This is a genomic window from Bacillus sp. FJAT-27445, from assembly GCF_001510665.1.
Taxonomy (GTDB): Bacteria; Bacillota; Bacilli; order Bacillales; family Cytobacillaceae; genus Bacillus_D.
The window spans coordinates 12747-38702 of the sequence record NZ_LMTI01000011.1 but is presented as its reverse complement, the minus strand read 5'-3'; the positions used below and the strand labels follow the sequence as shown (position 1 = coordinate 38702).

The 25956-nt window shown below is 43.4% G+C and carries 23 protein-coding genes and 1 riboswitch; of the genes, 4 read left to right on the top strand and 19 right to left on the bottom strand.

Annotated elements, in window-relative coordinates:
* The first annotated feature begins 46 nt into the window (after positions 1–46).
* Together AR337_RS22305 and AR337_RS22300 are read left to right on the top strand one after the other, a co-directional pair.
* Positions 47–517 carry a GNAT family N-acetyltransferase gene (locus AR337_RS22305; protein WP_059174262.1) on the top strand — a complete coding sequence of 157 codons (471 nt, stop codon included), beginning with the start codon at positions 47–49 and terminating at the stop codon, positions 515–517.
* A 77-nt stretch (positions 518–594) separates the two neighbouring features.
* The gene (locus tag AR337_RS22300; RefSeq protein WP_172797591.1) at positions 595–906 is read left to right on the top strand and encodes a hypothetical protein; all 312 of its coding nucleotides are present in this window, start codon (positions 595–597) and stop codon (positions 904–906) included.
* A 131-nt stretch (positions 907–1037) separates the two neighbouring features.
* Here AR337_RS22300 and AR337_RS22295 read toward each other — a convergent pair whose 3' ends face one another.
* From AR337_RS22295 to AR337_RS22200, 19 genes are all read right to left on the bottom strand, one after another.
* Positions 1038–1757, bottom strand: coding sequence for a hypothetical protein (locus tag AR337_RS22295; protein WP_059174260.1), 720 nt, complete (start codon positions 1755–1757; stop codon positions 1038–1040).
* Positions 1758–1759: 2 nt separating this feature from the next.
* On the bottom strand, positions 1760–2569 hold the full coding sequence (locus AR337_RS22290) for a hypothetical protein (RefSeq protein WP_059174259.1): 810 nt from the start codon (positions 2567–2569) through the stop codon (positions 1760–1762).
* Between the two features lie 137 nt (positions 2570–2706).
* Positions 2707–4083, bottom strand: coding sequence for a hypothetical protein (locus tag AR337_RS23405; protein WP_156424501.1), 1377 nt, complete (start codon positions 4081–4083; stop codon positions 2707–2709).
* Between the two features lie 67 nt (positions 4084–4150).
* Positions 4151–4816: a hypothetical protein gene (locus AR337_RS22275; RefSeq protein ID WP_059174256.1), complete on the bottom strand. Its 666-nt coding sequence runs from the start codon at positions 4814–4816 to the stop codon at positions 4151–4153.
* Positions 4813–5202, bottom strand: coding sequence for a TadE family protein (locus AR337_RS22270; protein WP_253702091.1), 390 nt, complete (start codon positions 5200–5202; stop codon positions 4813–4815). Before AR337_RS22270 ends, AR337_RS22275 begins: the two co-directional genes overlap by 4 nt.
* A gap of 19 nt (positions 5203–5221) precedes the next feature.
* Positions 5222–6595, bottom strand: a complete 1374-nt coding sequence (locus AR337_RS22265) for a VWA domain-containing protein (protein WP_059174255.1) — start codon at positions 6593–6595, stop codon at positions 5222–5224.
* Between the two features lie 26 nt (positions 6596–6621).
* Complete coding sequence (locus AR337_RS22260) at positions 6622–6843, bottom strand: hypothetical protein (protein ID WP_059174254.1); 222 nt, start codon at positions 6841–6843, stop codon at positions 6622–6624.
* A gap of 104 nt (positions 6844–6947) precedes the next feature.
* Positions 6948–7889 carry a type II secretion system F family protein gene (locus AR337_RS22255; protein WP_059174253.1) on the bottom strand — a complete coding sequence of 314 codons (942 nt, stop codon included), beginning with the start codon at positions 7887–7889 and terminating at the stop codon, positions 6948–6950.
* 6 nt (positions 7890–7895) lie between these two features.
* Positions 7896–8822 carry a type II secretion system F family protein gene (locus tag AR337_RS22250; RefSeq protein ID WP_059174252.1) on the bottom strand — a complete coding sequence of 309 codons (927 nt, stop codon included), beginning with the start codon at positions 8820–8822 and terminating at the stop codon, positions 7896–7898.
* Between the two features lie 5 nt (positions 8823–8827).
* The gene (locus AR337_RS22245) at positions 8828–10168 is read right to left on the bottom strand and encodes a CpaF family protein (RefSeq protein ID WP_059174251.1); all 1341 of its coding nucleotides are present in this window, start codon (positions 10166–10168) and stop codon (positions 8828–8830) included.
* Between the two features lie 20 nt (positions 10169–10188).
* Positions 10189–11349 carry an AAA family ATPase gene (locus AR337_RS22240; RefSeq protein WP_059174250.1) on the bottom strand — a complete coding sequence of 387 codons (1161 nt, stop codon included), beginning with the start codon at positions 11347–11349 and terminating at the stop codon, positions 10189–10191.
* A 117-nt stretch (positions 11350–11466) separates the two neighbouring features.
* Positions 11467–12198: an SAF domain-containing protein gene (locus tag AR337_RS22235; protein ID WP_253702088.1), complete on the bottom strand. Its 732-nt coding sequence runs from the start codon at positions 12196–12198 to the stop codon at positions 11467–11469.
* 547 nt (positions 12199–12745) lie between these two features.
* Positions 12746–13036, bottom strand: coding sequence for a hypothetical protein (locus AR337_RS22230; protein ID WP_059174248.1), 291 nt, complete (start codon positions 13034–13036; stop codon positions 12746–12748).
* Positions 13037–13094: 58 nt separating this feature from the next.
* Positions 13095–14054 carry an ABC transporter permease gene (locus tag AR337_RS22225; RefSeq protein ID WP_059174247.1) on the bottom strand — a complete coding sequence of 320 codons (960 nt, stop codon included), beginning with the start codon at positions 14052–14054 and terminating at the stop codon, positions 13095–13097.
* Positions 14054–15205, bottom strand: a complete 1152-nt coding sequence (locus AR337_RS22220) for an ABC transporter permease (protein ID WP_059174246.1) — start codon at positions 15203–15205, stop codon at positions 14054–14056. The genes AR337_RS22225 and AR337_RS22220 overlap by 1 nt, the downstream gene beginning before the upstream one ends.
* Entirely contained in the window at positions 15198–16730 is a 1533-nt protein-coding gene (locus tag AR337_RS22215; protein WP_059174245.1) for an ABC transporter ATP-binding protein, read from the bottom strand. The genes AR337_RS22220 and AR337_RS22215 overlap by 8 nt, the downstream gene beginning before the upstream one ends.
* A gap of 119 nt (positions 16731–16849) precedes the next feature.
* The gene (locus AR337_RS22210; RefSeq protein ID WP_059174244.1) at positions 16850–18001 is read right to left on the bottom strand and encodes a BMP family protein; all 1152 of its coding nucleotides are present in this window, start codon (positions 17999–18001) and stop codon (positions 16850–16852) included.
* A 131-nt stretch (positions 18002–18132) separates the two neighbouring features.
* A riboswitch (purine riboswitch) is annotated at positions 18133–18234 on the bottom strand.
* 303 nt (positions 18235–18537) lie between these two features.
* Entirely contained in the window at positions 18538–19806 is a 1269-nt protein-coding gene (locus AR337_RS22205; protein ID WP_059174243.1) for a mechanosensitive ion channel family protein, read from the bottom strand.
* Between the two features lie 377 nt (positions 19807–20183).
* Entirely contained in the window at positions 20184–20597 is a 414-nt protein-coding gene (locus AR337_RS22200; RefSeq protein ID WP_059174242.1) for a YhcN/YlaJ family sporulation lipoprotein, read from the bottom strand.
* Between the two features lie 1071 nt (positions 20598–21668).
* On the opposite strand from AR337_RS22200, the gene AR337_RS22195 reads away from it, so the two are divergent.
* Together AR337_RS22195 and AR337_RS22190 are read left to right on the top strand one after the other, a co-directional pair.
* Positions 21669–24062 (top strand): glycoside hydrolase family 3 protein, encoded by a 2394-nt coding sequence (locus AR337_RS22195; protein WP_059174241.1) that lies wholly within the window; start codon positions 21669–21671, stop codon positions 24060–24062.
* Positions 24063–24189: 127 nt separating this feature from the next.
* Complete coding sequence (locus AR337_RS22190; RefSeq protein WP_082687124.1) at positions 24190–25695, top strand: right-handed parallel beta-helix repeat-containing protein; 1506 nt, start codon at positions 24190–24192, stop codon at positions 25693–25695.
* Positions 25696–25956 lie beyond the last annotated feature (261 nt).

Here is a 25956-nt window from a genome sequence, read left to right as displayed (position 1 = left end):
TTCAAATTATTTAAAAAAAGGCTGCTGAATTTTTCAGGGGGTTAAAATGGATATGATAATAGACAAAATGAATGAGCATTACGCCTCCGAGATCGTTAGCTGGAAGTACAAACCACCTTATGATTTTTACAACAGCTCCTCTACGCCTGACGGGATAATGGAATTCATGGATAACCCTTATTATGCTGTTCTGGATTTGAGTGGCGCGCTGGCTGGGTTCTTTTGCGTAGGAGAATCGGCGCAAGTGCCCACAGATAGCCAGGACGTAGTCTATGAAAGAACTTGTATTGATATCGGCCTTGGAATGAAGCCTTCCTTAACAGGCCAAGGGTTGGGATATACGTTTTTCGCGTTCATTTTGGATTACATACAGAAAACTCTTCCCGGAAATCCCCTGCGCCTGACAGTTGCCTCCTTTAACCAACGGGCGACTTGGCTATATAAAAAATCAGGCTTTACTGAAACACATCGTTTCAAAAGAGGATCGGTTGAATTCATTGTCATGGAAAAGGCTTAAGAAAGTCGGCTAATATGAATCTTTTAAAGAATTGGTTCGTAAAGAATAGTTAACAAATGGAAAGAGGGGAAACAAAAGTGAGAACTTCAACCATCTTAAAATGGGTTACCGGCGGCCTTGAGGCGCTGCTGGGAATTCCTTTCTTCGGCGGTCTTATCATTCTTTCGACAGCCTGGACGCCTTTATTTCTGATGGCCATCCTGCATATTGTCACGATTGTGTTTGCGGTCAGGGAAGATGAAAGCAAGGCAGGGAATATTATTGGTTTGATTACTTCGGTGATTGGCTGGATTCCAATCGTCGGAATGATCATGCATATGATTTCGGCCGTCGTCATTTTGCTTGAAGCCTACAGAGCTAATACGAGAACCTACAATCAGCATTATTAAAAATAAAACAGGCTGCCCGGCAATCCCCTGGCAGCCTGTTTTATCTATTTTTTTATATTCTGGGCCTCATCGGGCGCGCTTTACCAATAAGGATGTTTGCTGCGTTTTTTCACGCCTATGTGCAAATAAGGTCAATTAGTAAAGCTGAATTGTTTACCAAGGACTTGCATTTCATTCCTTTCCATTTCCCAATCCACATAAAGATATGTAAGCGAAAAAATGAATAACGGCATAATAAATGAATTCATGAAGAGCAAAGCCAGATTAATGATAAAGAAAGAACTTGCTAATCCAACACTTAAAAAGAAAACAGTGCTGCTAAGGATGAAATCCACAAGGATAAAAAGCAGCAGCAATACGAGAATCTTTCCAAAGGACTCCCGGGTGAATTTCATCGTTCTCTTGACTGCCCTCCACGGCCTCCCCTCCCTTAAAAAAAGGACCTGGGTAAAAGCAAGCAGGAAAAATGCTAGAATGATTCCCGGAATCAGGAATAAAATCAGTCCTGCAGCAATCGCTATGGCTGCAAGCGCACCGGCCACGTAAATTTTGGGAGCTTTTGCAAAAAAGTCATCCAGTACTTTCCCAAAGCTGACATCATCATCTTCTGCATCCTGCTTTAAAATGCTGATAAAAGGAATTTCGAGTAAAGGAAGCGCAATAAAAATAAACAGTACCTGGATGATGCTCGTCCAAAGCTGGTTTCCGAATAATTGGAACGGAGCGGATACATAATTCACAAAAAATGTATTCAAAATTTGAATAGGCAACGCGAACAGCAAAATCGACCAGAAAACTTTGCTGAAGTACAGCCGGTATAGTCCAGCTGCTTTTTTTAATGCTGAATACATATTCATCCTCCCTGCTTTGGATTGCGAATCAGCGCAATCAATTCTGCCGCGTTGTCTAATTCATCAATAGGCTTATCTTCCCTGACCATCTCCCTCAGTTCAGCCATCCCTTCCCCAGTTGGCGAATCGGAGGTCAGCATATTTTTTTCCTTCTTTTTAATCGAAATGTAATCTATCAGGATAGAAGGGCTGGATAAGAGCTGGCTTTCCAGGTAGCTTATCAACGCCTTCCTGCTTCTTTCACAATCAAGCTGCTCCTGGTTTTGCCTGACCGCGGCCCTGGAGGTTTCGACCACGAACTGCCTTAACTGTTTTTGCTCCGTTTCCGAAACATACTCGGTCCGGTTTGCGTGGTCGACCAAGTCAACTGCTTTTTTATAATACTCTTCAATATGCAGTTGATCCTCCACTATCTTTTCGCAGGCGGTTAGGAATCTTTGAAGGTCCTCCAAATTAGACCGTGAAAGTTTGTTCCCCAATTTTCGTTCAACTGCTTTTAAGTTTTGGACAAGGCTTGAATAATTTTGTTTTGTTTTTGAATTAACCCATCGCTGGACAGTTTCAACAATAGAAGTCCAGGAATTATGATAGACGGTTACAATCAACATCGGCCTTGTCATTTCTTCATGGCCAGGAACCTCGCCATTTTCCCTTACAAATAACATTTCGTTCGATGGAGCGTAGACAAAAACATAATAAAATTCCTCTTTATAGTGGAACTTTGAAGGAAGGACATCTATTTTTTCATTTCTTGCATTAAATTGTTCAGCGATTTCTTTTATATTCACTGGCAAATTCTGAAGGGTAATCATTCTGAAATCTCCCTTAAATATTCGACATACTCCTTTGGATTGCGAATCAGCACACTCAACTCATCCGCAATCCATTTCATCAACTAGTTTATTGATATTTTCCCGCAAGGTATTATAAGTAAGCATTCAAATCTCCTTTAAAACCAACTGCCAATCGTCTTTCCAATATTACCTATTCCCTTTGCTATTCTGCTGGCACCATCCATCACTGCCTTTGCCCCGTCCCTGATTCCCTTTACAGGGTTTTTAACAAAAGCGGAAATCGCATGCCTGTGCTGGTACAGTTTTGCTCCCGCCCACAGAAGACCGCCGGCAACTGCCATGCCAGCCGCAATGGGCGCTCCCACGCCTGTTGCCGATGCAATTACTGCGCCAGACATTAGCATTTCTCCGATGTTGGCTACTCCTTTGGTAGTTTCACCCTTTTTGAAATTCGAATAAGCTTCACCAGCTGAAATAACAAGGCTGATTCCTGCGGTCCAAGGGGCAATCTTTCCTCCAATTCCTGTTGTCAACTTTGAAGGTCCCTTTGTTATTTGAGAATAGACATCCCCAACGGAACTAATATTTTGTTTTAAAGCTGACGCCTGTTTGAAATTCGAAAAACTCCCTGTAGCTTTGGAAGCGTTCCAAATCGTTTTAATTTCGTCCTTCGTCTTAAAATAACCCTGGACGGTTTTATAATTGTCAACCGCGGTAAACGAATCCAATGTGGCGAGTGCGATTTTGGACCCGTCATCTTTGCCGGTAATGGATGCAGCAAGAACTGCCAGGAACGATTTTTCAGCGACCCTATTCCAATCCATATTATGGATGGTATTATTTGCGGCAGTTTTCTGCCAATCCCTTGGCCAGTTTAAAAAGTATGGGCTTGCATTTTTTGCAAATTCGTCTACAGAACCCATTATTACATTTTTCCCGACTACTTTTCCCGCCTTATACCAAGGTGAATCGATATAGGTTTTAGGGGGGCCTTCATCCCCAGAACCACCTGGTGTAACCGTGGTACCGTTGTTGCCACCTGGGGCTTCGCCAGGAGGAGCCGAGGTGTTACCGCCAGGAAGCTGGCCGTTGGTTTGCCCCCCATTCCCGCCCGGGTTCTGCCACTGGGGTCCTGTTTGCTGCCCTGGATTCTGCCACTGAGGTCCTGTTTGCTGTCCTGGATTTTGCCACTGGGGTCCCGTTTGCTGTCCTGGATTCTGCCACTGGGGTCCCGTTTGCTGTCCTGGATTCTGCCACTCAGGAGCGGTTTTCCATGAGGGATCCTGCCATTCAGGTGCTGTTTGCCATGCGGGGTCCTGCCATTCAGGTACTGTTTTCCAAGCCGGGTCCACCCACTGCGGAGCGGTTTTCCATGTTGAATTTTCCCATTGAGGAGCATTGTTCCATACAGGTCCGTTCCATTGGGGGCCATTATTCCATTCGCCCCATGCAAAAGCACCTATTAGCCAGGGGCCTGATTGAACAAACATAATCGACATAATGATAAAAAAGGAAACTATAATTCTTCTCATTTTTTTCAAATCATTCACATCCATTTCTCGGGATGAAAATTAATGGGCCTAGGTAACGAAATGTCGTTTACGGTAATGTAAGTTCCCTATTGCTCCAACCTGAAAGGCTGTTTATAAATTCAAACTTTGGCCCCTGCCCGCTTTGCCTGATATTCCTTTTATCATCCGGAAAAAGTTCATCAAAATTCAGTGCTTTAAATGCTGCCGCTGTCTTTACTTCAACACGATCATTATTATTAAAAAGGAGAATCCTGGTATTTGAAACCTCTCCTCCATTGTCTTCAATATTTTGCTGAACGAGATAGGGGATTTCATTGGATGCTTTCCGAAGGCCTGCATTGATATAATCATCCAGAATTGGATTTCGGCCAAGCTCCCGTTTCAGAACTCGGTCCACAGCCTTATAATGGGCCTCCAGGTCTGAAAAATCAGGATGGGAATTTTTCATGCGATCTGTTTCCTTCCTGATTTTTTCATTGATGGATTCTGAAAGGAAGTCCTCAACTATCCCAATCAACGAACGGTCATAGTCGTCAACCGCTTGCTGAAGGTTTTCAAAAATATTGGCACTTGCGACGATGCTGGCCTGTTCCGCATTGTTGGCCGCCTTTTCCTTATAAATGAACACATTGGCAAAACTGCCGATGATGATGAACATCAGGGCCATGATGCTTATTGCCCCCAAGATAAACAGCATTGTATTTCCTTTTTCGTTTTGAGTTGCTTTTATCATTCCATCACCTGGCCACTGATTGTTCTTGAAAAATTAATTGGCGGCAGATAGCCTGCCCACTTTTTGGGAAGAAATAATAAATGCATATCCACATTAACGGTCATGGTGAATTTTTTATTACCCGATGGAGCTGCTGATCTCAAGCTCAGATTGTTCCCGGCATTATCAATTACTTTCCTTGCTGCATTTTCTGCTTCCGCCGAATCTTTTGTGACGGAATAAACTTTTGCCGCCTCATTTGCTGCGGACTGCGTAACAATGACAGCATATCCCGCAACAAGAAACTGCCAGAAAATCAGCATGATTAGTAAAACGAGGGGGACCATTGAAAGGAATTCAATGGTCGCCGACCCTCTTTCATCATTCAAAACGGCTTTGCCTTTCACCTAATAGTCCCCCTGCCCTTTATTTCTGAGAGACATTTTCCTCATAAATAGTGTCGATTTCAGTTAAAGTTGAATTTAAATCCTGCTTGTTAGAATTAAGGAGTGTTTTTTCAAGTTCTTTTAGTAGTGAAAGTTCTTTATCAAAGAATTGCTTAGCTTTATTAAAGACCTCTTTGTTTTGTTCGCTGGTGATTTTCTTTTGGTTTTCGAGGTAAACAAGAGAAAATTGAACAAGGTATTGTTCCTCAAAAATTTTGGATTGCCATTTATTCGTTAGATCGAATATGTGCATTTGCTGCTGATTGGATTTATTCATCGCATTCAAAGATTCTTGGCTTTTCCAATCAATCCAAGCCTTTGATTCCTGAACGGATTTCTGGAATTCTCTCTGGAGGCTATTTTGGTCTTGAACATTTTTGTAGACTCCGCCTGCTGCCTTTGCTATACTTTGCAACTCTTTCGCATCTTTTGAGTTGAGATCAAAACCAATAATATTCACTACAGGGTCAATTCCTGAGGCCTTCAGGGTTTTCGCCGCTTCAACCGGGTTCCCTCCGCAAGTTTCAATTCCGTCACTAACGACATAAATGATATTCTTATTTTCTTTGCCTTTGAAGTTAGCAAGATCATCTTGAGCAGCCTTGATCGCCTCAGCAAGAGGTGTCCATCCAGCCGGCTTGAATTTTTCTAACGCCGAGTCAAGTTCGGTAGCATTATAGGATTGTGGACTATAAACAAGCTCATTGGAACCGCAGGAAAGCTGTTTATCCTTCTCGGCTCCTGTTCCTTTATGCCCATATACGCGGAGGCTGATATTGGCTTCTTTGGGCAGGGAAGAAGCAAACTTCCGGATTGCTTCCTTGGCCAGCTCCATCCGGGTTTTTGAGCCCATTTTATTGGCCATGCTTCCGCTGGAATCGAGAAGAATTTCAACATTATATGCCCTCTTTTCAGCCGGGGCATCCTGGGAACCAGGCGTTGTGCCAACCTGCTGGGCTTTTAAGGCTTCACGCGGATCTTCATAACTTCGTTTATATAAAGAATAAAGATGTTTCAGAAGGTTGTTTAACTCTTCTTCGTTGGCATCTTCCGCTATTTTAGAAATTGCCTCTAATTCAGCCTTGGTTTCATCGTCAAAATCCTGCGCCTTTTTTTCGGAAAATTTCCCGGCAGGATATGCTATTGCCTCTACAAGATTAGCGGGCAGTTCTGGGGTGTCCGAACCAAACGTGCTACTTTTTGAATCTGGTTGTTTGGTTGTTCCCTTATCCTCCGCTTTTACCACCTGTTCTTCCTTGGCCGGTTTCTTGGCTGCTTCCTCTCGCTGCTGGCAGCTTGTTAACAGTGCGAAACAGAGAGTAAGAACGGCTATTTTTCTGTAATGTCTGAACATCTAACTCCCCCAGGTGAAAATTATAGTTATTCTCCGATTTTACCAATCATGCTTTGTAACTTTCCCACAATCGTACTTGCAAGGCTAGCCCCTTGGCCATCCATCGCTTTGGAAACAGTAAACATCAAAGCAACAACAACTGCCGCCAGTCCAATCCATTCGATAGTGGAAACACCTCTTTCATCCGCAATCCTTTCTTTTACGTTTAGATAAAAACGAGTCATCATTTCATTAAATTTTGCTTTCATGTTAAATTCCTCCTAATTAATGAATAATAGATTTATAAAATTCTAGAAAAATAATGCCCCCGACTCTTAACTTAGAATCCTGCAAAGCACCACCCCTTTCAAGATTATGACTCCGTGAAGAAGTTAAAGAGGCTGTTCTCCCCATAAATCATGTTTAATACCACAAGTCCAATTATCATGAGCATGATTAAAGGGGCAATGAGAAATGAGGTAATGAGTGTTACCTTTGGCGATGCTTTCGCTGCCTGCTCTTTGACCTGTTCCAGGCTGATCCGCCTGATTTCTTCAGCCTGGTCCTTAAAGGTTGCCGCGATAGGCACCCCCAGTCTGGTAGCCTGGATTAATGATTTAATAAAACTTTGAAACTCTTCATTGTCATTCCTGGATTGGAGGTGCTGATAGGCAATCTCTCTCGGAACGCCCAATTCGATTTCCTGAATGAACTTGGTAAATTCATCTCTTATTGGACCAGAAAAGTACTTCAAAACCTCTTTAAGTGCTCCATCAAGGCTTGAACCCGCCTGCAGGCTTATGCTAACTGTATCTAAAAAGTCGGGCAGGTCGCGCCTGAGCTGTTCCTGCCTTTTTCTTGCCATCGACCGGATAACCAAAATCGGAAGGAAAAATCCCGCCACAGGAAGGACAACAAACGCAATATTTGCCAATGGAAATCCGATGACTACCATCAGTGCTCCAATAATAAAACCGAGGATGATACAGACAATCTTAAAGCCTTGAAATCTCGCAACAGACATTTCATATGGATTGCCCGCTTTCATTAACAGATCCTTGACCTCCTCCGATTCGCTGAAGAAATTAATCCTTTCTCCAATCGAGGAAAGATCATCCGCATAACGGGCAAGAAATTTGATTGACCGGTCTGTAAATGTATCCTTTTTGAGTTTTATAAAGGAAGATGCAGCAACAATTTCATTGAGATGACTGGATAGTTTTTCCTTCGCCTTTATATATTGATACCAATTAACAAGGCTTAATAACAGAAACAGCAAAAAGAGCATGACGGAAAATAGAATAAAAGAGTCCATGTTTGCTTACACCTTTATATTTGTTACGGCTCTTACCAACAGGAGTGAGATAACCATCCCTACCAGGAAGATGCCGGTTAAAATTGCCCCGGGGAGGGTAAAAATCAAATCCAAAAATCCGTCCATTATGCTATTCAGCATGAATAAAAGAAAGATAGGCATAGCCGGCAAGATATAGGAAACAAACCTTTGCTCCGCAGTTGCAGTTTTTATGGTCTGCTGCAAGATTTTACGTTCTTCAAGCGTGCGGGCCATTTCTGACAGTACCTTAGTCAGGTTTCCGCCGGAACGTTTCTGAATCATCAGTGCGGAAACAAATAGTTTGAATTCCCTTGTTGGCACTTTTTTTTCCAGTCCTTTTAGAGCGCGTTCAAATTCAACGCCAAGCCGGAGATTATGCGCCAGTTCCTTAAATTCCTCTTTTGCCGGCGATGCTATTTCCGCAGCCACGAGTTCAATGCCCTGGTTAATCGTCAGTCCCGCTCTGGTGCTGTTGCTCAAGAGCCTGCATACTTCGGATAATTGTCCATTCAGCCTGTCAAAATATTTATTGCGGCGAACTAGAAACAGCAGGAAATAGGATGCCGCGCAGGCGATGGCCGAAATGAAAATCCCAAATGAAAACGGAACATTGAAAAACCCGTTCATTAAAAGAATAAGTGCAAACCAGAAGAACAACATGATGGCAAAAAATTCGGAAGGCAGAATCGGAATATTGGCATAAGTTAGTTTCTGTTTAAACTCCCTGGCAAATGGAGTTTCATCGAAACGGTCTCCGAATTTTGAGATAGCACTCTTCCGGTTGTCCTTCTTTTGGAACATCCCTTCAAACTGCCTGCGGATTTCCCGTTTTTCCTTCCGGTAGCCCAGGAAATTGTACATCCCCCAGATCAGCATTAAAACCGACAGGGTCATTAAAATGAATATTTCCATTCCATTCACCCCCTCGAATTAAACAAACCATCAGGAAGATTAATTCCAAAGATTTTGATTCGCTCCACGCATCTAGGCGTCAGTCCCGTTGAAGTAAAGTATCCATCGACCTGTCCGCTTGTCTTCATGCCGGTCCTCTTGAATTTAAAGATTTCCGTGATACTAATTTCTCCGTCATCCTGGCGGTGGATTTCACAGATGGAGGTAATCTTCCGTGAACCATCCGTCAAACGTTCCGACTGGACAATGATGTCAAGTGCGCCTACTATATATTCCCTTACAATATGGGTTGGCAAATCCATTCCCGCCATGATCACCATCCCTTCCACCCTTCGGAGCGCGTCGAATGGTGTGTTGGCGTGAACCGTTGTGATGGACCCTTCATGGCCGGTGTTCATTGCCTGAAGCATATCGAAAGCTTCCGCGCCGCGGACCTCACCGACGATAATCCGGTCAGGCCTCATCCTAAGGGAGTTCTTGACAAGATGGCGAATTGTGATTTCACCTTTGCCTTCCATATTATCCGGGCGTGCTTCGAGGCCGACCACATTTGGTTTCTCAAGTCTTAATTCCGCAGAGTCCTCTATCGTTATTACCCTCTCCCGCCCAGGGATGGAGTTGCCCAATACATTAAGGATGGTCGTTTTTCCGCTGCCGGTTCCCCCTGATATCAGGACGTTCATTTTGGCTTTTACAATCGCGTTAAGAAAAATAGCCATTTCATTACTCAATGTTTGGTATTGCAGCAAATCCTCCATCTTGAAAGGTTCTTTCCTGAACTTCCTAATAGAAACAAGCGGACCATTCAGGCTGATTGGTGGAATAACGGCGTTAACACGGCTTCCGTCCGGCAGTCGGGCGTCCACCATTGGCGAACTTTCGTCAATTCTTCTTCCGAGAGGCGCGACGATTCTGTCAATGACATGACGAACATGGCTATCATCTTTAAAAGAAACAGGCACCTGCTGAAGCTGGCCCATTTTTTCAATGAAAATTTCATTATGGCCATTAATCAGAATTTCCGTTATGGCCGGATCATTCAAGAGTGGTTCCAGGGGTCCAAGGCCAATGGACTCATCGATGATTCTTGTTAGAAGAATCTCTTTGTCATGCCTCGGGAGAATGATTTTTTCTTCGCTCATGTAAGTACTGATGAGCTGCTCAATCCGAAGCTTCATTTCCCCCTGCGGAAGACTGGTGAGAAGTTCAAGATTTGCTTCTTTTAAGAGCCTTGTTTTATAGTGGTCGACAAGTTCTCCGATATACTGGTTTTCATACGCCGCCTTATTTCGCCCAGAGGACTGCAGCGTTAACTTTCTTTCGGTTTTCCTTTCGAACAATGACATCTGCCATCAATCCTTTGAGTTTATTCCAAAATAGAGCTGACCCATTTCCTAATTTCTTTTGCAAAAGGAACAAGTTTCTTCTCGTTCGGCTCTTTCCGGAACGGAATGCTTTTATTGATATGCGCCTGGACGCCTTTAACATCCCTCGGGAGTTTTGCCTGGATTGGATAGTCCGTCAGGCTGACGATGTCCTTCGGTTTAATCTCATTCTCGCGGCCGACTTCATTCAGCAAAAGTTCCATCCTTCCGTGCTTTTCGATGCCCAGCCTTTCAAAAAGCACTTCCACCTGCTTCAGCATGCTGACCGAAGGAGTATCAAGATTCAGTACATAAAAAATTTTGTCAGACTCCTCGAGGGCCGAGTATGTATTTTCATTCATTGCAACCGGCAGGTCGACCAGGACAAAGTCATAGCTTCTCCGACAGGTCCTTAACAGCGTCGAAACAAACCCTTCCGGAAGGTTTTCAGCAACCTCCGCGTCCCTTGGGCTTAACAGAATTTCCAGCCTGGAGAATGGTTCCTTTTGGGAAACATTTCGGATGTGCCCCTCATTCAGTTCATTTATGACAGGGAGTAAATCTGCAATGGACCGGTTCGATTCAATTGATAAATAGGTTTCTACTCCCCCAAACTGGAGATTCAGGTCAATCAGAAGGACCTGGGCCGTTGATTCAAATTTCAGCGTTTGGGCAAAGGCAGTAGAAATAATCGTCCTGCCGCTTCCCCCTTTGCCGCTGTAGAAGGAGATAATCTTCCCTCTGCCCCGTTTAAAGGACTGGCTTGCAGAAGCCGTTTCATTCAACTGTTGCTTGTGCTGCATTGCCATCTGTACAAAGTTTTCCATTCGCCCAAACAGCATGGCATTTTCATCCGGAAGGACAAAATAATCAATGACTCCTGACCTTGTCACATTCCTAAGGACGTCAAAGTCCGGTGATAGGGCAATAAAGACGATTGGAAGAAGAGGGTTTACCAAGTGGATGTATTCTATCAAATCGATTGAGGCATCCTTTTCTTCTTCAACCAGGAAAACCAGGTCCGGCGCAATCCGGTCCAATTCAGTCCTGGCCTCCCGGTATGCAAGGACGTCCACTTTCTCAAATTCCGTAAAAAAGCCTCTTAGCATATTGATGGATTGTTCCTGATTTCCTATAAGCAGGATTTTAATATCGCCGTTCATGTTCGTCCTCCAAAACAGGTACTTTCTATTTTCGGGATTTTTTTGTTGGCTCAGTTAAATTTGGCTGTTGATTTCCGGTCCTATCAACACTGAAGTAACTGAAGTAATTAACAAGACCTATTTTTTTGTTTTTGGATCTTTTGCAGGTTCAGTTGGCTTAGCCTGTTCTGCTGCTTCCTTTTTTGCTGGTTCTTTTTCAGCTTGGGGAGGCGTAGCAGGTGTTGCTTCTTCTGGTGTTTCAGCAGCCGGCTGGGCGGTGATCTCCTCACCTTGACCAACATTCGCTTTTAATATCCTTAAGCTGTCCGCGTAATTCTGCATATGAATAAGCCGGGGTGCGTCATCTGCAGGAACCTCTACGCTGATTCCTGAAATTTTGCTTTTATTTGCAATGACCGCAGAGACAAGTACGTCTTTCATGAATACCTCAGTAATTGGTTCCTGGCCCTTGATTTTATGTGAAACAATGATATCCACCCGGTCCAAGGCCTGGAGCGGTTGATCAGCCTGAGTCCTGTCACCGTAAAATAAGGTCACCAGCCTATCGTTTTCGCTTCTTGTTTCCGAAACTGGCTTGATCATATTCTTTGTAATAATGTCACCTTCAGATAATGGGACGACCAGCACCTTATTTATTAACTCTTTCACATTTGTGACATGCACATTATTAACAAACCGGTTGGGTATTTCAATTACCTTCACCTGGTTTGGCTGTATTAGAGACCTTGATGGAATCTGTGCAGCCGCAACATAAATTTTTGTCATTCCTCCCAATTCCGAATTGATTGCTTTTACTTTTTGCAGGAAAAACAAACCTGCCGATGAAGCCAGTAAAAATGAAATAACCAAAAAAATAATAGCTCTCCTTCTAGACTCCAACATCCCTGTTACTCTCTCCCTGAAAAGGTTATTTTTTTGTAAGAAAAAAATGGAAACAGGAGTCCTCTACCCCAGATTTCACTTTATTAAACTTGCTAATTATAAAAATAGTATTTATTGTTCACAATTTAGTCAAATTTTAGAAAATTGGTAACTATTAAAAAGGTCCTGGTTTTAAAGAGGATTAGAATTTTCCGATCAACTCCAAAAGGAGAAAAACTTTAATAGTCATTACCTTTTTATCAATTTTATGGATAATAAAGGGAATATTGAGTGAAAAAGGAAGTGTTTTTTCTGATTGCTGTTTTTGCCGTGAAGATGGAGGGGATATAGTTGCTTACCTATTTATTCATTCATAAAATTTGAGTTGTTTGTCCTAATACGAATGCCTTGTCCACCTGGCCAATTTCTGCATACCCTATAGGAAATTGAAGAAAGGGGGAAGAACATGTCCAGGTATACTTGTAAAGATTTCCGTCGGGACCATCGCTTTTTCTGCAACGAGTTTGCTCCTATTTTAGCCGAGGCTAAAACAGAAAACGAGCATGATCACGGCAACCCTATTAAGAACCGGGAATTCTCCAAATGCTGCTGCAATAACGACGATTAACACGGCATTCTCAGCGGCCGCGGCCGCCGCCGCCATAATCACTGCAGCTGATGCGTAAGCCAGTCCAGGCAGCCGAAGACCCGCCACCACCTTACTTTTATCGTAAATAAAAGCCGGCTTCTTTTCCGAATTGGAAGAGAATACCGGCTTCTTTTTATACTTGGATGTTGATTGTCTCTCAATCAGCTGGACAAGCAATATCTTTAACGGGAATATTTTGTTTTTCAGAGATTGCCTTGCAAAAGCAACGATTTATTCATCTCTTTCCTTTGTCATAAATTTCACCTAATGCTCTTGGGGCTCGATTTGATTTAGAGAAAAAGACTAATAACAATAACGTTAATACATACGGTAAAATCATGAATAAATCGGTGAAACTGCTAGGTAATGCCATTGACTGAGCAATAAACGTCCCCCCGGATTTTGCAAAACCAAATATTAGACAAGCGGCTAACGTTGGGAGAATTCTCCAATTACCAAAAATTAATGCTGCAATGGCCAAGAATCCATATCCCATATATATATTTGAAGAAAAGTTAGCGGAAATGGAATAAGCAAAACACATGCCGCCGAGACCTGACAATAGACCCGATATTAGAACCGCAGAAAACCTGATTTTCGATACATCTACACCTGCTGCGTCAACCGCATGAGGATTTTCTCCGCTCGCTCTTAGGCGCATGCCAAATTTTGTTTTATATAAAACATACCAAGCAAAAAGGGCAATCAAGATGATTATCACTTCGAATGGGTACACATTTGTAAAGACCGCACCAATCACTGGTATATTGGCTAAACCTTCAACGGTAAACCGATCCGATACACCTAATCGAAACTTATCCGAAGCAGTTCCAAATACAAGGGCATTTATTTGAGTTGTCAAGAAAGTCGTTAGCGCTAACGCCAGTATATTAATCACAACACCACTGATCACTTGGTCTGCTTTAAACTTAATACTTAGTACAGCATGAATAACGGAAAACATCATCCCGCCAATCATCGAAAATAATAACGCCACATAAACGAGATCTTGAATATCTCTCCCAGAAGCATTTGCGATTAGAACAGCTGACAACGCTCCGATGAATGCCCCAAAACCTTGAAAGCCTTCAAGTGCTAAATTGGTAATGCCACTCTTTTCGCTATATATTCCGCCTATCGCAATAATAAAAAGAGGCAGAGCAAAGGATAATCCATCAATAATTATTGTATCCATTATGATTCGTTCTCCTTTCGTTCTACTTCTTTTTCCTTCAAGCGGCTGACTTTATGTTTCAGGTATTCACCACATGCACTGAACAATAGGATTAACCCGATGATAACAGAAGAAATTTCCTGTCTAATTCCAGCTTGTGAACTCATATACGTGCTTCCCTGATCAATAATCGATATTAAAAATGAAGAAAAAATAACGCCAATTGGATGAGAGTTTCCTAATAGTGATACAGCAATTGAATCAAAACCGATACTCGAAAGGACCTTTGGCTGGATGGAAGAAAAATAACCTAAATAATACGTGACCCCTGCAAGGCCAGCCAAACCTCCTGACATAACCATGGCCAGGACTGTATTTCTTCCTACATTAATTCCTGCATATTTTGCTGCATTGCGGTTTGAGCCTACCGCTTTAATTTCAAAGCCCAGCACTGTTTTGTCCATGACAAACTTAATTAATATAGCGGTAAGGATGGCTAAAATAAAGCCCAATGGAATATCCATTTTCAAGTTCGCTAGTTCGACATTTACCAAAGTTAATCGTGCTGCTTCTGAAATATATTTGGATTGTCTTGAAACAGGATCAATATAATACATGTGAATAAAAAAGCTTATGACATATTGAGCAATATAATTTAACATAATCGTAGATACGACTTCATTAATGTTAAATTTATATTTTAGCCACCCTACTAATCCTCCAATTAATCCTCCAGCAACAAATCCGATAACCAACACAAGCGGCTTAGCGATTATGGCATCCAAACCACTATACCCAACGATAATCGTCGCTAAAAAGCCAGAGACAAGCATTTGCCCGGAAACCCCAATATTAAATAGGCCTGCCCTAAAGGCAACAGCAACTGCAAGACTTGCAAACACGAGTGGCGTCATCGCATTTAGCAAACTCAAAAAATCCGTCAACATGCTCTTATAGCCGGCATAAGAAGGCTTGGGCAAGATTCCTGCCCCTTGGAGCAGGTGGTAAAATGCCTGCAAAGGATTTTTTCCAATCAAAAGGATAACAATTGCCGCAGCAATAAAACTTATTAGTATGGAGACAAATGGAATGGAGATAGGCTGCCATTTCTCATTACTTATTGGCCGAAGAAGACTATAACGTAAGCTTTTTCTTTTTCTATCTTTATTCATGCTTTGCCCCCATCATATATTCGCCAACTTCATTCGTCGTTAAGGATTCGTTTCTGGCAATTTTTTGAAGTTGGCCATTATAGATAACTCCAATGGTATCCGCTACATTCATAATTTCATCTAACTCCAATGAAACAAGTAAGATTGCTTTTCCTTTATCCCGTTCTTGGATCATCATTTTATGGATATTTTCAATCGCGCCTATATCAACGCCTCGCGTCGGCTGGACGAAAATCATGAGCGGCGATTGTAATTCGATTTCACGGGCAATAATAGCTTTTTGCTGATTACCGCCACTCATCGAACGAACTTGCGTCTTAATACCTTGTCCACTTCTTATATCGTATTTATCAATCAGCCTACTGCCAAATTGCTCAATTTCCTCTTTATTCAAGATTCCCTTGTTGCAAAAGGGTTCCTGATAGTACTGCTTTAATGCTAAATTCGTTGATAAATCAAAATCCAATACTAGCCCAAAGCTTTGTCGATCTTCAGGTATATAAGATATTCCAATCTCTGTCCTGTTTCTTATACTTTCATTCGTAATGTCCTTACCTTGGAGGAACACTTTTCCGCTGCTAACCTTTGTTAATCCGGCAATGGCATCCGCTATTTCAACTTGGCCATTATCCGCGACTCCAGCGATAGCAAATATTTCGCCACTATGGATGGTAAAGGATACATCTTTAACTACTTCAAATCCATCTTCATTTTTAATGGTTAGATGTTCTACCTTCAATACTTCCTTTTTAAATACAGCAGGGGCTTTTTCAGATTCAAAATTAACCTCTCTGCCGACCATGAGCCGGGCCATTTGCTTGGTAGATGTTTTCTTGACATCCAACACATCAACTAATTTACCTTTGTTCAATACAGCACAACGGTCGGCCACTTTCTTAATTTCTTCCAGCTTATGTGTAATTAAGATGATTGTTTTTCCACCGTTTCTTAGGCCTTCGATAATACTGAGCAAGAAATCAATTTCTTGTGGTGTTAAGACTGCGGTCGGTTCATCGAAAATCAGAATTTCGGCCTCACGATAAAGCACCTTTAAAATTTCCACCCGCTGCTGCATTGAAACAGTAAGGTCCGCTATTTTTTTCGTGGGGTCCACTTCTAAGCCAAAGTTTTTAGACAGTTCTTCAATTTTCCGATTCGCATTTCGAATATCTACGTATGGAAAAAGACCTGCAAATTTTCTAATTGGCTCAACTCCTAGAGTAATATTCTCTGTAATCGTATAATCAGAGACGAGCTTAAAATGCTGATGGACCATTCCTATGTTAAGATTTGCGGCATGATTGGGTGAGCTAATTTGAACTTTCTCACCCCGAATATAAATCTCTCCTTCATCCGGTTCGTACATGCCGCTTAGAATACTCATTAGAGTTGATTTTCCCGCGCCATTTTCTCCAAGCAGGGCAAAAATCTCCCCTTTTTTAATGCCGATGGATACATCATCATTTGCCACTATTCCAGGAAATCGTTTGGTTATATGTTTCATTTCTACGATATAATCAGACATCTTCCGTCTCCTTTTTCGGGAAAAGTAAGGTAAAAGAAGTTCATCATTCCCTGGTTTTTATTTCACTAGGTAATGATAAACTTCTTTGGTTCATTTCATAATTGTGTTTCTAATTAATGTTATAAACCTGGGAATTTTTCTGGAGTATGGCCATTAAAATTAGATGCTGGTACGATTTTTCCTTCTTTAACTAACTTGTATGCATCATTAAGCTTGTTCAATATATCCTCTGATAATTGATGGCGGCCTTCTTCTTTTATAAAACCAGTTGAATCTGTATCCGCATGAAGAACGACATTTCCACCTTTAAAGCTTCCATCAGCGACAGAATTTAATGCCTTTTCAATATTCATAGCCATGAATTTTACCGCAGATGTTAGTACGATGTTTTCAGAACCATTTTTACCGTCATCGAATTGGTCAACATCGACACCAATTACTTTTACGTCTTCTTTAGCTTCCTTGACTGCTGTGAATACACCATTGCCAGTACCGCCAGCTGCAACAAAGATGATATCTGCACCTTTTTTAATTAATGCATTTCCAATAACCTTTCCAGTTGCTTCATCCGCAAAAGACCCTGCATAGTTACCCCCAACATCAACGCCATTTACGTCAGTCCCTGCATAACCTGATAATTCTACAAGTTCAACATTTTTCTGAAAAACGTCATTAGCATAATTTACACCTGATTCAAAGCCGTATTGATAGTTGACGTTTGAAGGGTACGCAATACCATTTACAACTGCTACTTTATTTGATTTTGTTTCAAGCGCTGCAGCCATTCCTGCAAAAAAGCCACTTTCTTGTTCAGCGAAATTCATTGCATATATATTATCGAATTTTGTTTGTTCGCCTACAGGTGCGGGCTCGGAGTCATTTATAATAAACTTTTTATCAGGGTTTTCTACAGCAATACTGGAAACTCCAGCAAATTGGAAACCAGGTGTTACAATTACATCGTAATCTGCCACAATATCAGCAACAGCTTTTACTGCCGCAGCAGGATCACCCGTTTCTTCTTTAATCGCCTTCACTGTTGCATCTGGATGCTTGTCAATAAAGCTTAAAATACCGTTATAGTTATCTTCATTAAAGCTGCCATCATCAACGCCTGAAGGGCTTGTTACAATGGCTATTTTTAAACCATCTTTACCTGTTCCAGCCTTAGCTTCTTTTTCATTGGCTGCGTTATTTCCGCATGCTGCCATAATAGCAGTCATTAAAGCAATGAATAATACCATTGCTATTTTCTTTGTACTTTTTGTCATTGAAATGACCCTCCCTGTTAATCTTGTTGTAATTTCGTTTGTGTAAAAATTAAAAAAAGCACCGAGTAAAATACCGGTGCTTGACTTCAGGAAGGTAGATAAAGGAAATAAAAAAAGACGGATTTATCTCCATAATATATACACAACCTCGTAGTCAAGCTATTTACGGCAGCTTGGTAGAAACTTTCGGGCCATATCCCCAATATTATACGAGAATAATATTAATTTTTACTCACTCATGGTATCATCAGAAATTCCAGCTGTCAATAAAAGACGAATGTTTTCAAATAAATGCCAACAAATATTCGTTAATTAAACGATTAAGTAATAAAAAAAGAGGCTACCCAAAAGTTTGGAGAACTAATGAGAAGCCTACAGTTATATCCATCTCTGTTAGAAAGAATTCAAACGAATAATTGACAACGGCAAGGCATAGAGGGTTACCAAAATAGTCTCCTCAATTTGCTTAAGCGATTTGAATAACAACACCGACTATGTTATTTAAAACAGTCAGTGTTGTTAGAGGGGTGATTATCTCAATAGCTTTTTTTGCCAATCAAGGCTTTGTTGCTTGATTCATCTACCATGTTTCTTAGATCAGCCCCAGATGGATTCTGGAATACTCTAAGTCCAAACTCTGGTGCAACCGCAAATAGGTGGTCAAAGATATCAGATTGTACCGTTTCATATACTGCCCACTGTACGGAATTCGTAAATGCATAAATTTCGATAGGCAACCCGTATTCACTAGGTGCGAGCTGTCTAACCATTAACGTCATATTCTGATTGATTCCATCGTGATTCTTGAGGTAATTGCTGATATACGCCCTAAAAACACCGATATTCGTAAGAGCCCTGCCATTTACAGGATTGTTCCGATCTATTTGATTTTTAGCATTGTACTCAGCAATTTCCCTTTCCTTTTGGACAATATAGTCTGAAAGGTAATGAACCTTCATAAACCTCTCGATCATTTCCCCGGTGCAAAACGTAATACTACTAGTATCAATATACAAAGAGCGCTTGATTCGCCGGCCACCTGAACTTTGCATCCCTCTCCAGTTTATAAAAGAATCAGAAATAAGGGCATAACTTGGTATCATCGTAATCGTTTTGTCAAAATTTTGAACCTGCACGGTATTTAAGGAAATATCAATAACATCACCATCTGCTCCATACTTTGGCATTTCAATCCAGTCACCAACCCGAACCATATCATTGGAAGTCAACTGAATTCCTGCCACCAGCCCTAATAACGAATCTTTAAATACTAACATCAAAACTGCCGAGAGAGCACCAATCCCACTCAATAGAATGAGAGGACTCTTTCCGATTAGGTTTGAGATCACTGATATGATCCCTATAGTCATAATAATAATGTTAACCACCTGAAGATATCCTTTAATAGGCTTAACCTTGGATATTTCAAAGGTTTGATAAATATCATTAAGTGCATTAATTAAGCTTTGAATGACCGCTAACCCTACAATAATGATATAGGTAATGGCCAATTTTTCGATAATTGGTTGATAGGTTGGAAAGATTGAAGAAAACGAATAAATGATGATTGCAGGAACAATATGCGATAACTTTCGAAAAACTTGTCTTTCCAAAATAATTTTATCCCACTTAACTTTGGAGTTTGTAACGATACGAGTAATGATCGTCATCACTATTTTCTTTGAAATAAAATTTGCTGCGATACAGATAATTCCTATTAGCAGAATCTTGATAATAATCGCAAGAGGTTTTACTAATTTAGGATCTAGTTCCATATTGAGAAGTAGATTATTAACGAATTGCATGTGATTACCTCCGTTTAGATTTGAATCATAAGCCACTGTATGGGTAAAGTATCAAACTGTCAACGCCTTCTTAAACATTAACAAAAAATGGCCCCTTAGCCTGCGATAATGATTGTTTTCCACCACACGCAACAGCGTATTTCATCCAAAAAATAAAAAAGAAGCTTCCCATAAGTTTGCTCAACTTTTGGGAAGCCTCTATTATAATCCTCTTTATTAACAAAATGTTAGTATTTGCTTTCATCTTACAGAAAATCCAGTCATATCACGGGTTTGGGCGATGTTTACATCATGCCGCCCATATATTTTTATGCTGTAACTTTTAGGTGTGTCGGTAATACGCGATGTATAGCATCTCCATATTCTTCAATGTATCTTCAATTGGATGTCCACTGGCTATCATTCGACAAATCATTCATTCGATCATCGGGGTTAACTGAGGCATCGGGGTTAACTGAGATATATACATTTTCAATATCAGGGTCAATTGATTTTGCTAAATCCGCTATTTTCTGCGCAACGTCCTTGGAAAGATTATTATTGTTATTATTGAGTTGTGCAGTTACATAAGCATTATTATTTTTTATAGTAACATTCGATTTATCAACTTCATTCATTGAAGCAATTTTATCCTCAATTTGGTCTGCAACCTTCATCCCTTGTGTATCATTGTTAACATTATTTATATTTGCCTTATGTCTATTGTTATCATTCGAGCCATCATTATTAACACCACAGGCTGAAATGACCAAAGCTATCAATGCAACTGAAACTAAAGCTATTCGTTTCATAAAAACCCTCCTTTGTTTTACGCTTTTTTATATTGCCATCATTTATTCATCAATATACATGTCTTTTTCCTATACAAAGGGAAGAACTCCTCCGGTACTATCTACCATATTTAAGTTAATACATAAAGTATTATTCACATATAAACACTGATATATCAATGTTTATGGGGGTTTTTTGTTTTCTCATCTTTTATTAAGTTCTTCACCATGAAAAGTGGTTGAATTGGGTTAGGTTGTAAGAGAAAGCCCAGATGCGTGACAAGCGGAGGCTGAAATCGGGTTAGCTTGTCAGATAAAGTCTAGATGCGTGACAAGCGGAAGCTGGAATCGGGTTGGCTTGTCAGATAAAGCCCTGATATGTGACAAGCGGAAGCTGAAATCGGGTTAGCTTGTCAGATAAAGTCCGGGTGCGTGACAAGCGGAGGCTGAAATCGGGTTGGCTTGTCAGATAAAACCCGGATGCGTGACAAGCGGATGCTGAAATCGGGTTGGCTTGTCAGATAAAACCCGGATGCGTGACAAGCGGAAGCTGAAATCGGGTTGGCTTGTCAGATAAAGTCCGGATGCGTGACAAGCGGAGGCTGAAATCGGGTTGGCTTGTCAGATAAAGTCCGGATGCATGACAAGCGGAAGCTGAAATCGGGTTGGCTTGTCAGATAAAGCCCAGATGCGTGACAAGCTGAAGCTGAAATCGGGTTGGCTTGTCAGATAAAGTCCGGATATGTGACAAGCGAAGGCTGGAAGCCCGAATTGCAATCTGTGGTGAATCGCTGATCTTTGGGACTTCGTAGATGGCTAAAGGACGACTTAGCGACCGAACAATAGTGGAGAAGGATTAACCACTTCTTTTGGTGATGAACCTTTTATTAATGTATATTCCAGTTTTTAGGGTGTGTTTTTCAGTGACCTCGAACCGGAAATTTTCCGATTTGGAATAAGCGATCGATTCATTTTTTAATTTTAGAAATAAAGATGTTTAACGAATTATTTCAAAACTAAAAGACATTATAAATAGCAAGGGAAAAATTTCAAAACTAACGCACTACATAGAATAGTAAGGGAGATGTTAAGATGATAAAACGAACGATTACAATTTTTTTGACAGCAATAATCGTCATGTCTACGTTAGTAATGCCTACTTATGCGACGGACGGTGGAACACAAGGGAACAGGCCTTGGATGAACACCAAGCTCTCTGCTGAGAAGCGCACCGAGCTGCTTCTCAATGCGATGACGATCGAACAGAAGTTGCAGCAAATCGTCATCTCGCGCTTCAATGAGAACAACACAGGTGAGACGGTCGTCATCAATAGGAGAGGTTCCAGCAAGTATATGAACGGAGTATTCGAGCCCCAGGGCACTTTGCCCGGATGTGAGTGGCAGGACACCGGCCGGCAAATCCGTGGGATCGAGGAACTAGGTATCCCCACAATCCGCATGACCAACGGGGGTACGGGGGTGAAGGGCGGATCGTGTGGCAATGACCCATTGGCGACGGGCCTACCGTCCACACTGGCCATGGCCGCGACTTTCAACCGTAAGCTAAACAATGAGGCCGGTCGGATTCTTGGAGGGGAGACCCGGGCCTTTGCCCATCACGTGATGCTCGGGCCGGGCATGAACCTCGTGCGTCACCCGTACAATGGCCGGAACTATGAGTACTTCAGTGAGGACCCATACCTGACCGGTATACTAGCGACCGAGCAGGTCAAGGGAATCGAGTCCCAAGGGGTCCAGGCCCAGCTTAAGCATCTAGCAGGCAACGAGCAGGAAACTGAGCGATGGACAATGGGGGTACAAGTTCCCTCACGTGCCATGAACGAACTGTATATGCTGCCCTTCGAGATGGTCGTTAAGAATGCTAATCCAGCCTCTGTGATGTGCTCGTTCCCAGATGTCAATGGCACCTTTGCCTGTGACAGCCCTGAACTGCTTCAAGATGCTTTGCGCAAAAGATGGGGCTTCAACGGTTATGTCATGAGTGACCGTCGCGCGATTCATAACACGGTCTCTGCTATTAAGGCGGGCATGAATGTCGAGCTCGACTGGGCACCGCAATACTACACCCAGGAGAAAATCAAGAAGGCCCTTGATTCGGGTCAGGTCACCGCGAACGACATCGACAATCTGCTTCGTCCTCGGTACATCAAGATGATCGAATTCGGCCATATGGATAAGCCTTTCAACAAGTTCCTGCCTGAGATCGTCGATTCGAAGGCCAATGGTACGAGCGCTCGGAAGATGGCCGAGGAAGGGGCCGTGCTGTTGAAGAACGAAAACGGCTTCCTGCCACTGGATGGTAAGCCGAAGTCGATCGCGCTGATCGGCGTCGAGTGGTTCGCCGGTATAGCCAAGTTGTCCCCGCGCTCTATTCGGGCCGACAATGAGAACGTCAAAACCCCTTACACGGTCACCCCACAGCAGGGCTTGGAAAACGTTATTAAGGAGCTGGGCTACAACACCAAGGTGACGTACAACGATGGCCGTGACCCGCAGGCTGCTGCCAAACTGGCCTCACAGTCTGACATCGTGCTGCTCATGGTCGGTGACAACCCGCATGAAACTGCGGACCGCGAGACTCTTGGCTTCCCGGTTATCAATCGGGTGAAGCAGGAGCCGCTGATCGATGCGGTCCTGAAGGCAAACGCGAAGAACACTGCTGTGATCCTGAAGACCTCTGGTACGGTGCTCATGCCGTGGTTAGATCAGGTTCCTGCCGTACTCGAGGCGTGGTTCCCGGGCATGGAAGATGGCAATGCTGTCGCCAATCTGCTCTACGGGAAGGTCAATCCTTCTGGAAAGCTGCCTATGACGTTTGGTGCTACCGCCCGAGAGGCCGCTTTCGCGACCGAGAAGCAGTACCCAGGAACTCGTCAAGACACTGGCAAACCTGGTGGCCCAGGCCCATACGGCAACGGTTCCAATCAAATGATCGCCCAATACACCGAAGGCCTGCAGATGGGTTACCGCTGGTACGAGGCCAACAATAAAAAACCGGTCTTCCCTTTCGGTTACGGTCTATCGTACACGACCTTCAAGTATGACGCCCTCAAGGTGAAGAGGGTTCGCGGCAACAAGGGATCGTTGTCCGGCCTTGATGTGTCTTTTACCATCACGAACACTGGTAAGGTTGCTGGGAAAGAAGCGGCACAGGTCTACTTAACCCTTCCGAACGAGACGGGGGAGCCGGCCAAACGGCTTGTAAACTTTGAGAAGGTCGACCTTAAGCCAGGTGAGAGCAAGAGTGTGACACTAAGGATTAACCAAGCGGACTCCAACCACCCGTTTTCCTATTTCATTCCGAAAGAACCAGACAACTTGGCGAACTGGGCTGACGGCGAGTGGGCAACGGTTGACGGAAAGTACCGCGTACATGTCGGTGGTTCCTCGGCAGATACTCCACTGGAAAAGGACATTCCGTTGAACTTCAAACTCGGCAAGAATAAAGGCAAAGGCTCTAAGTAATAGGCCCCTGGTCATGGGATGATGCCGTCGACTGGCAGAGGTAGTCGAAACATCCCAAAGGCGGTGAGCGAGTAGGCTCACCGCTTTTCTCTTAGTCAAAATTTCCAGTAAGGACGTGAGAAGTTTGATGAAGAAATCAGTTCGGAACAGCCGGCGAGGTTTGGTGAATTCGTGGTGGGTGGTTCTTGGCCTGGTGGTCCTCTTGACCTCATGCGCCATGGAGGAAACTGACAAGCATATCGAGAGCGATGAAGCTGTGGAACCAGCCCCGTCCGAGCGTGGCGACTGGCACGTCCCCGGCTTGGTGAACCGGTCCGGCAAGCCAATCGAGGTGCCGACGCCTGGTCCGGCCACGGGCAGGACTCTTGACGTCACGCACTTTGGGGCAGATCCGGCTCCGGACTCAAAAGATGACGCAGCAGCCATCAGGAAGGCCCTAGATGCGGCCGAACCGGGTGACGAGGTCTTACTGCCGGCCGGCACGTATGACCTGCACACCACTGACCCGGCCGACGAGTCGGCGAACATCGTACTGCGCAGCGGCGTGGATCTGCGGGGCGAGGGTCAGGAGAGCACCGTGCTGCTGACCTCCTTCGACGGTGAGGATGACAGCCGGGTGTTCCGCGGCTCCGGTGTCCACGACGTCATCATCGCTGATTTCACCATTACCTCCCGTTATGAGGGGCCACTGGGCGATGACCCCGACAACGGCGACACGGGTGGAGGTCCTATGTACGGGATCTTCCTCGGAGCTCACGAAGGGAAGGCCAGCTCAAAGATCCTTGTGGAGAACCTGGGCATTCGCAGGTTCAAGCGCCACGGAATCTCCGTCAAGGCCAGCCGTGAAGTGACCCTTACTAAAAACTCTGTAAGTGAGGCAACTGCCGTTGGCCCCGGAGGACAGGGCTATGGAATTGCTATCGAGGGCTCAGCGAATAAGCACGACCCAAATGCTGCCAACGATTCCCGACACAACGTCGTCATCAAAAATACTTTCAATGGCAGGCATCTGCGGCACGCCATTCTACTGCAGTTCCCCACGCACAACAATCTCGTGGCGGAGAACACCATTACCGGCAGCATCCTCGACGCCATCGACCTGCATGGCGAGGGTGAATACCTTAACGAGGTCCGAGATAATACGGTCGTTGGCGGGCAGAAGGCGGGCATCGCGCTCGGTAATTCCGGCGGAGCAAAGAACAAGCATGATGCCTCAGGTCCTGGAAACTGGGTGCACTCCAACGACTTGATCGGAAACCGTCAGGGAGTCCTCGTCATCCTGGGAACTCCTGACACCCTCATTGAGGACAACAGGATCACCGCTGGGGATGATTCGCGGGTCGGCATCGAGCTCCGTAATGCGCCAGGCACAAAGATACACGGTAACCACATCACTGGAGGGACTGACAAGTTCTCGGCCATCCGCCTCATCAAGGACCGCGGTGCTGACGGACGGGGCAAAGGAATCCCGTCAAACATCAGGATCAAGGGCAACGTCATTCGACAGGCCGCCAATGGCATCAGGATCGAAGCCGGGAAGAATCTTTGTATAAGGGAAAACGTTTTCGACGGCATTGAGGGAGACGAGTTGAGGGTGGCCGACGGGATAGAGGTGAGCAAGTCTTGTCCCTAATCGACAAAATGTGCATCTCCCCGTGGCATAAATGGGGTCATGAAATTAAAAATAAGACGATCATTACTAAGTATTAATTGAGTTAAAAACTGCAAATCCTTTTATATAAAGGGATTTGCAGTTACTTTTTAATAACTTATAAGAATCAACGACACTCCTTTGACAGGGTGAAGCTTGAACTAAAGTATTTAAATGATTTAATAATCTTAAAACAGGGGGACCGATCACCTACAGCCGTTCTTTTGGGCTTGGCTTTAGAGA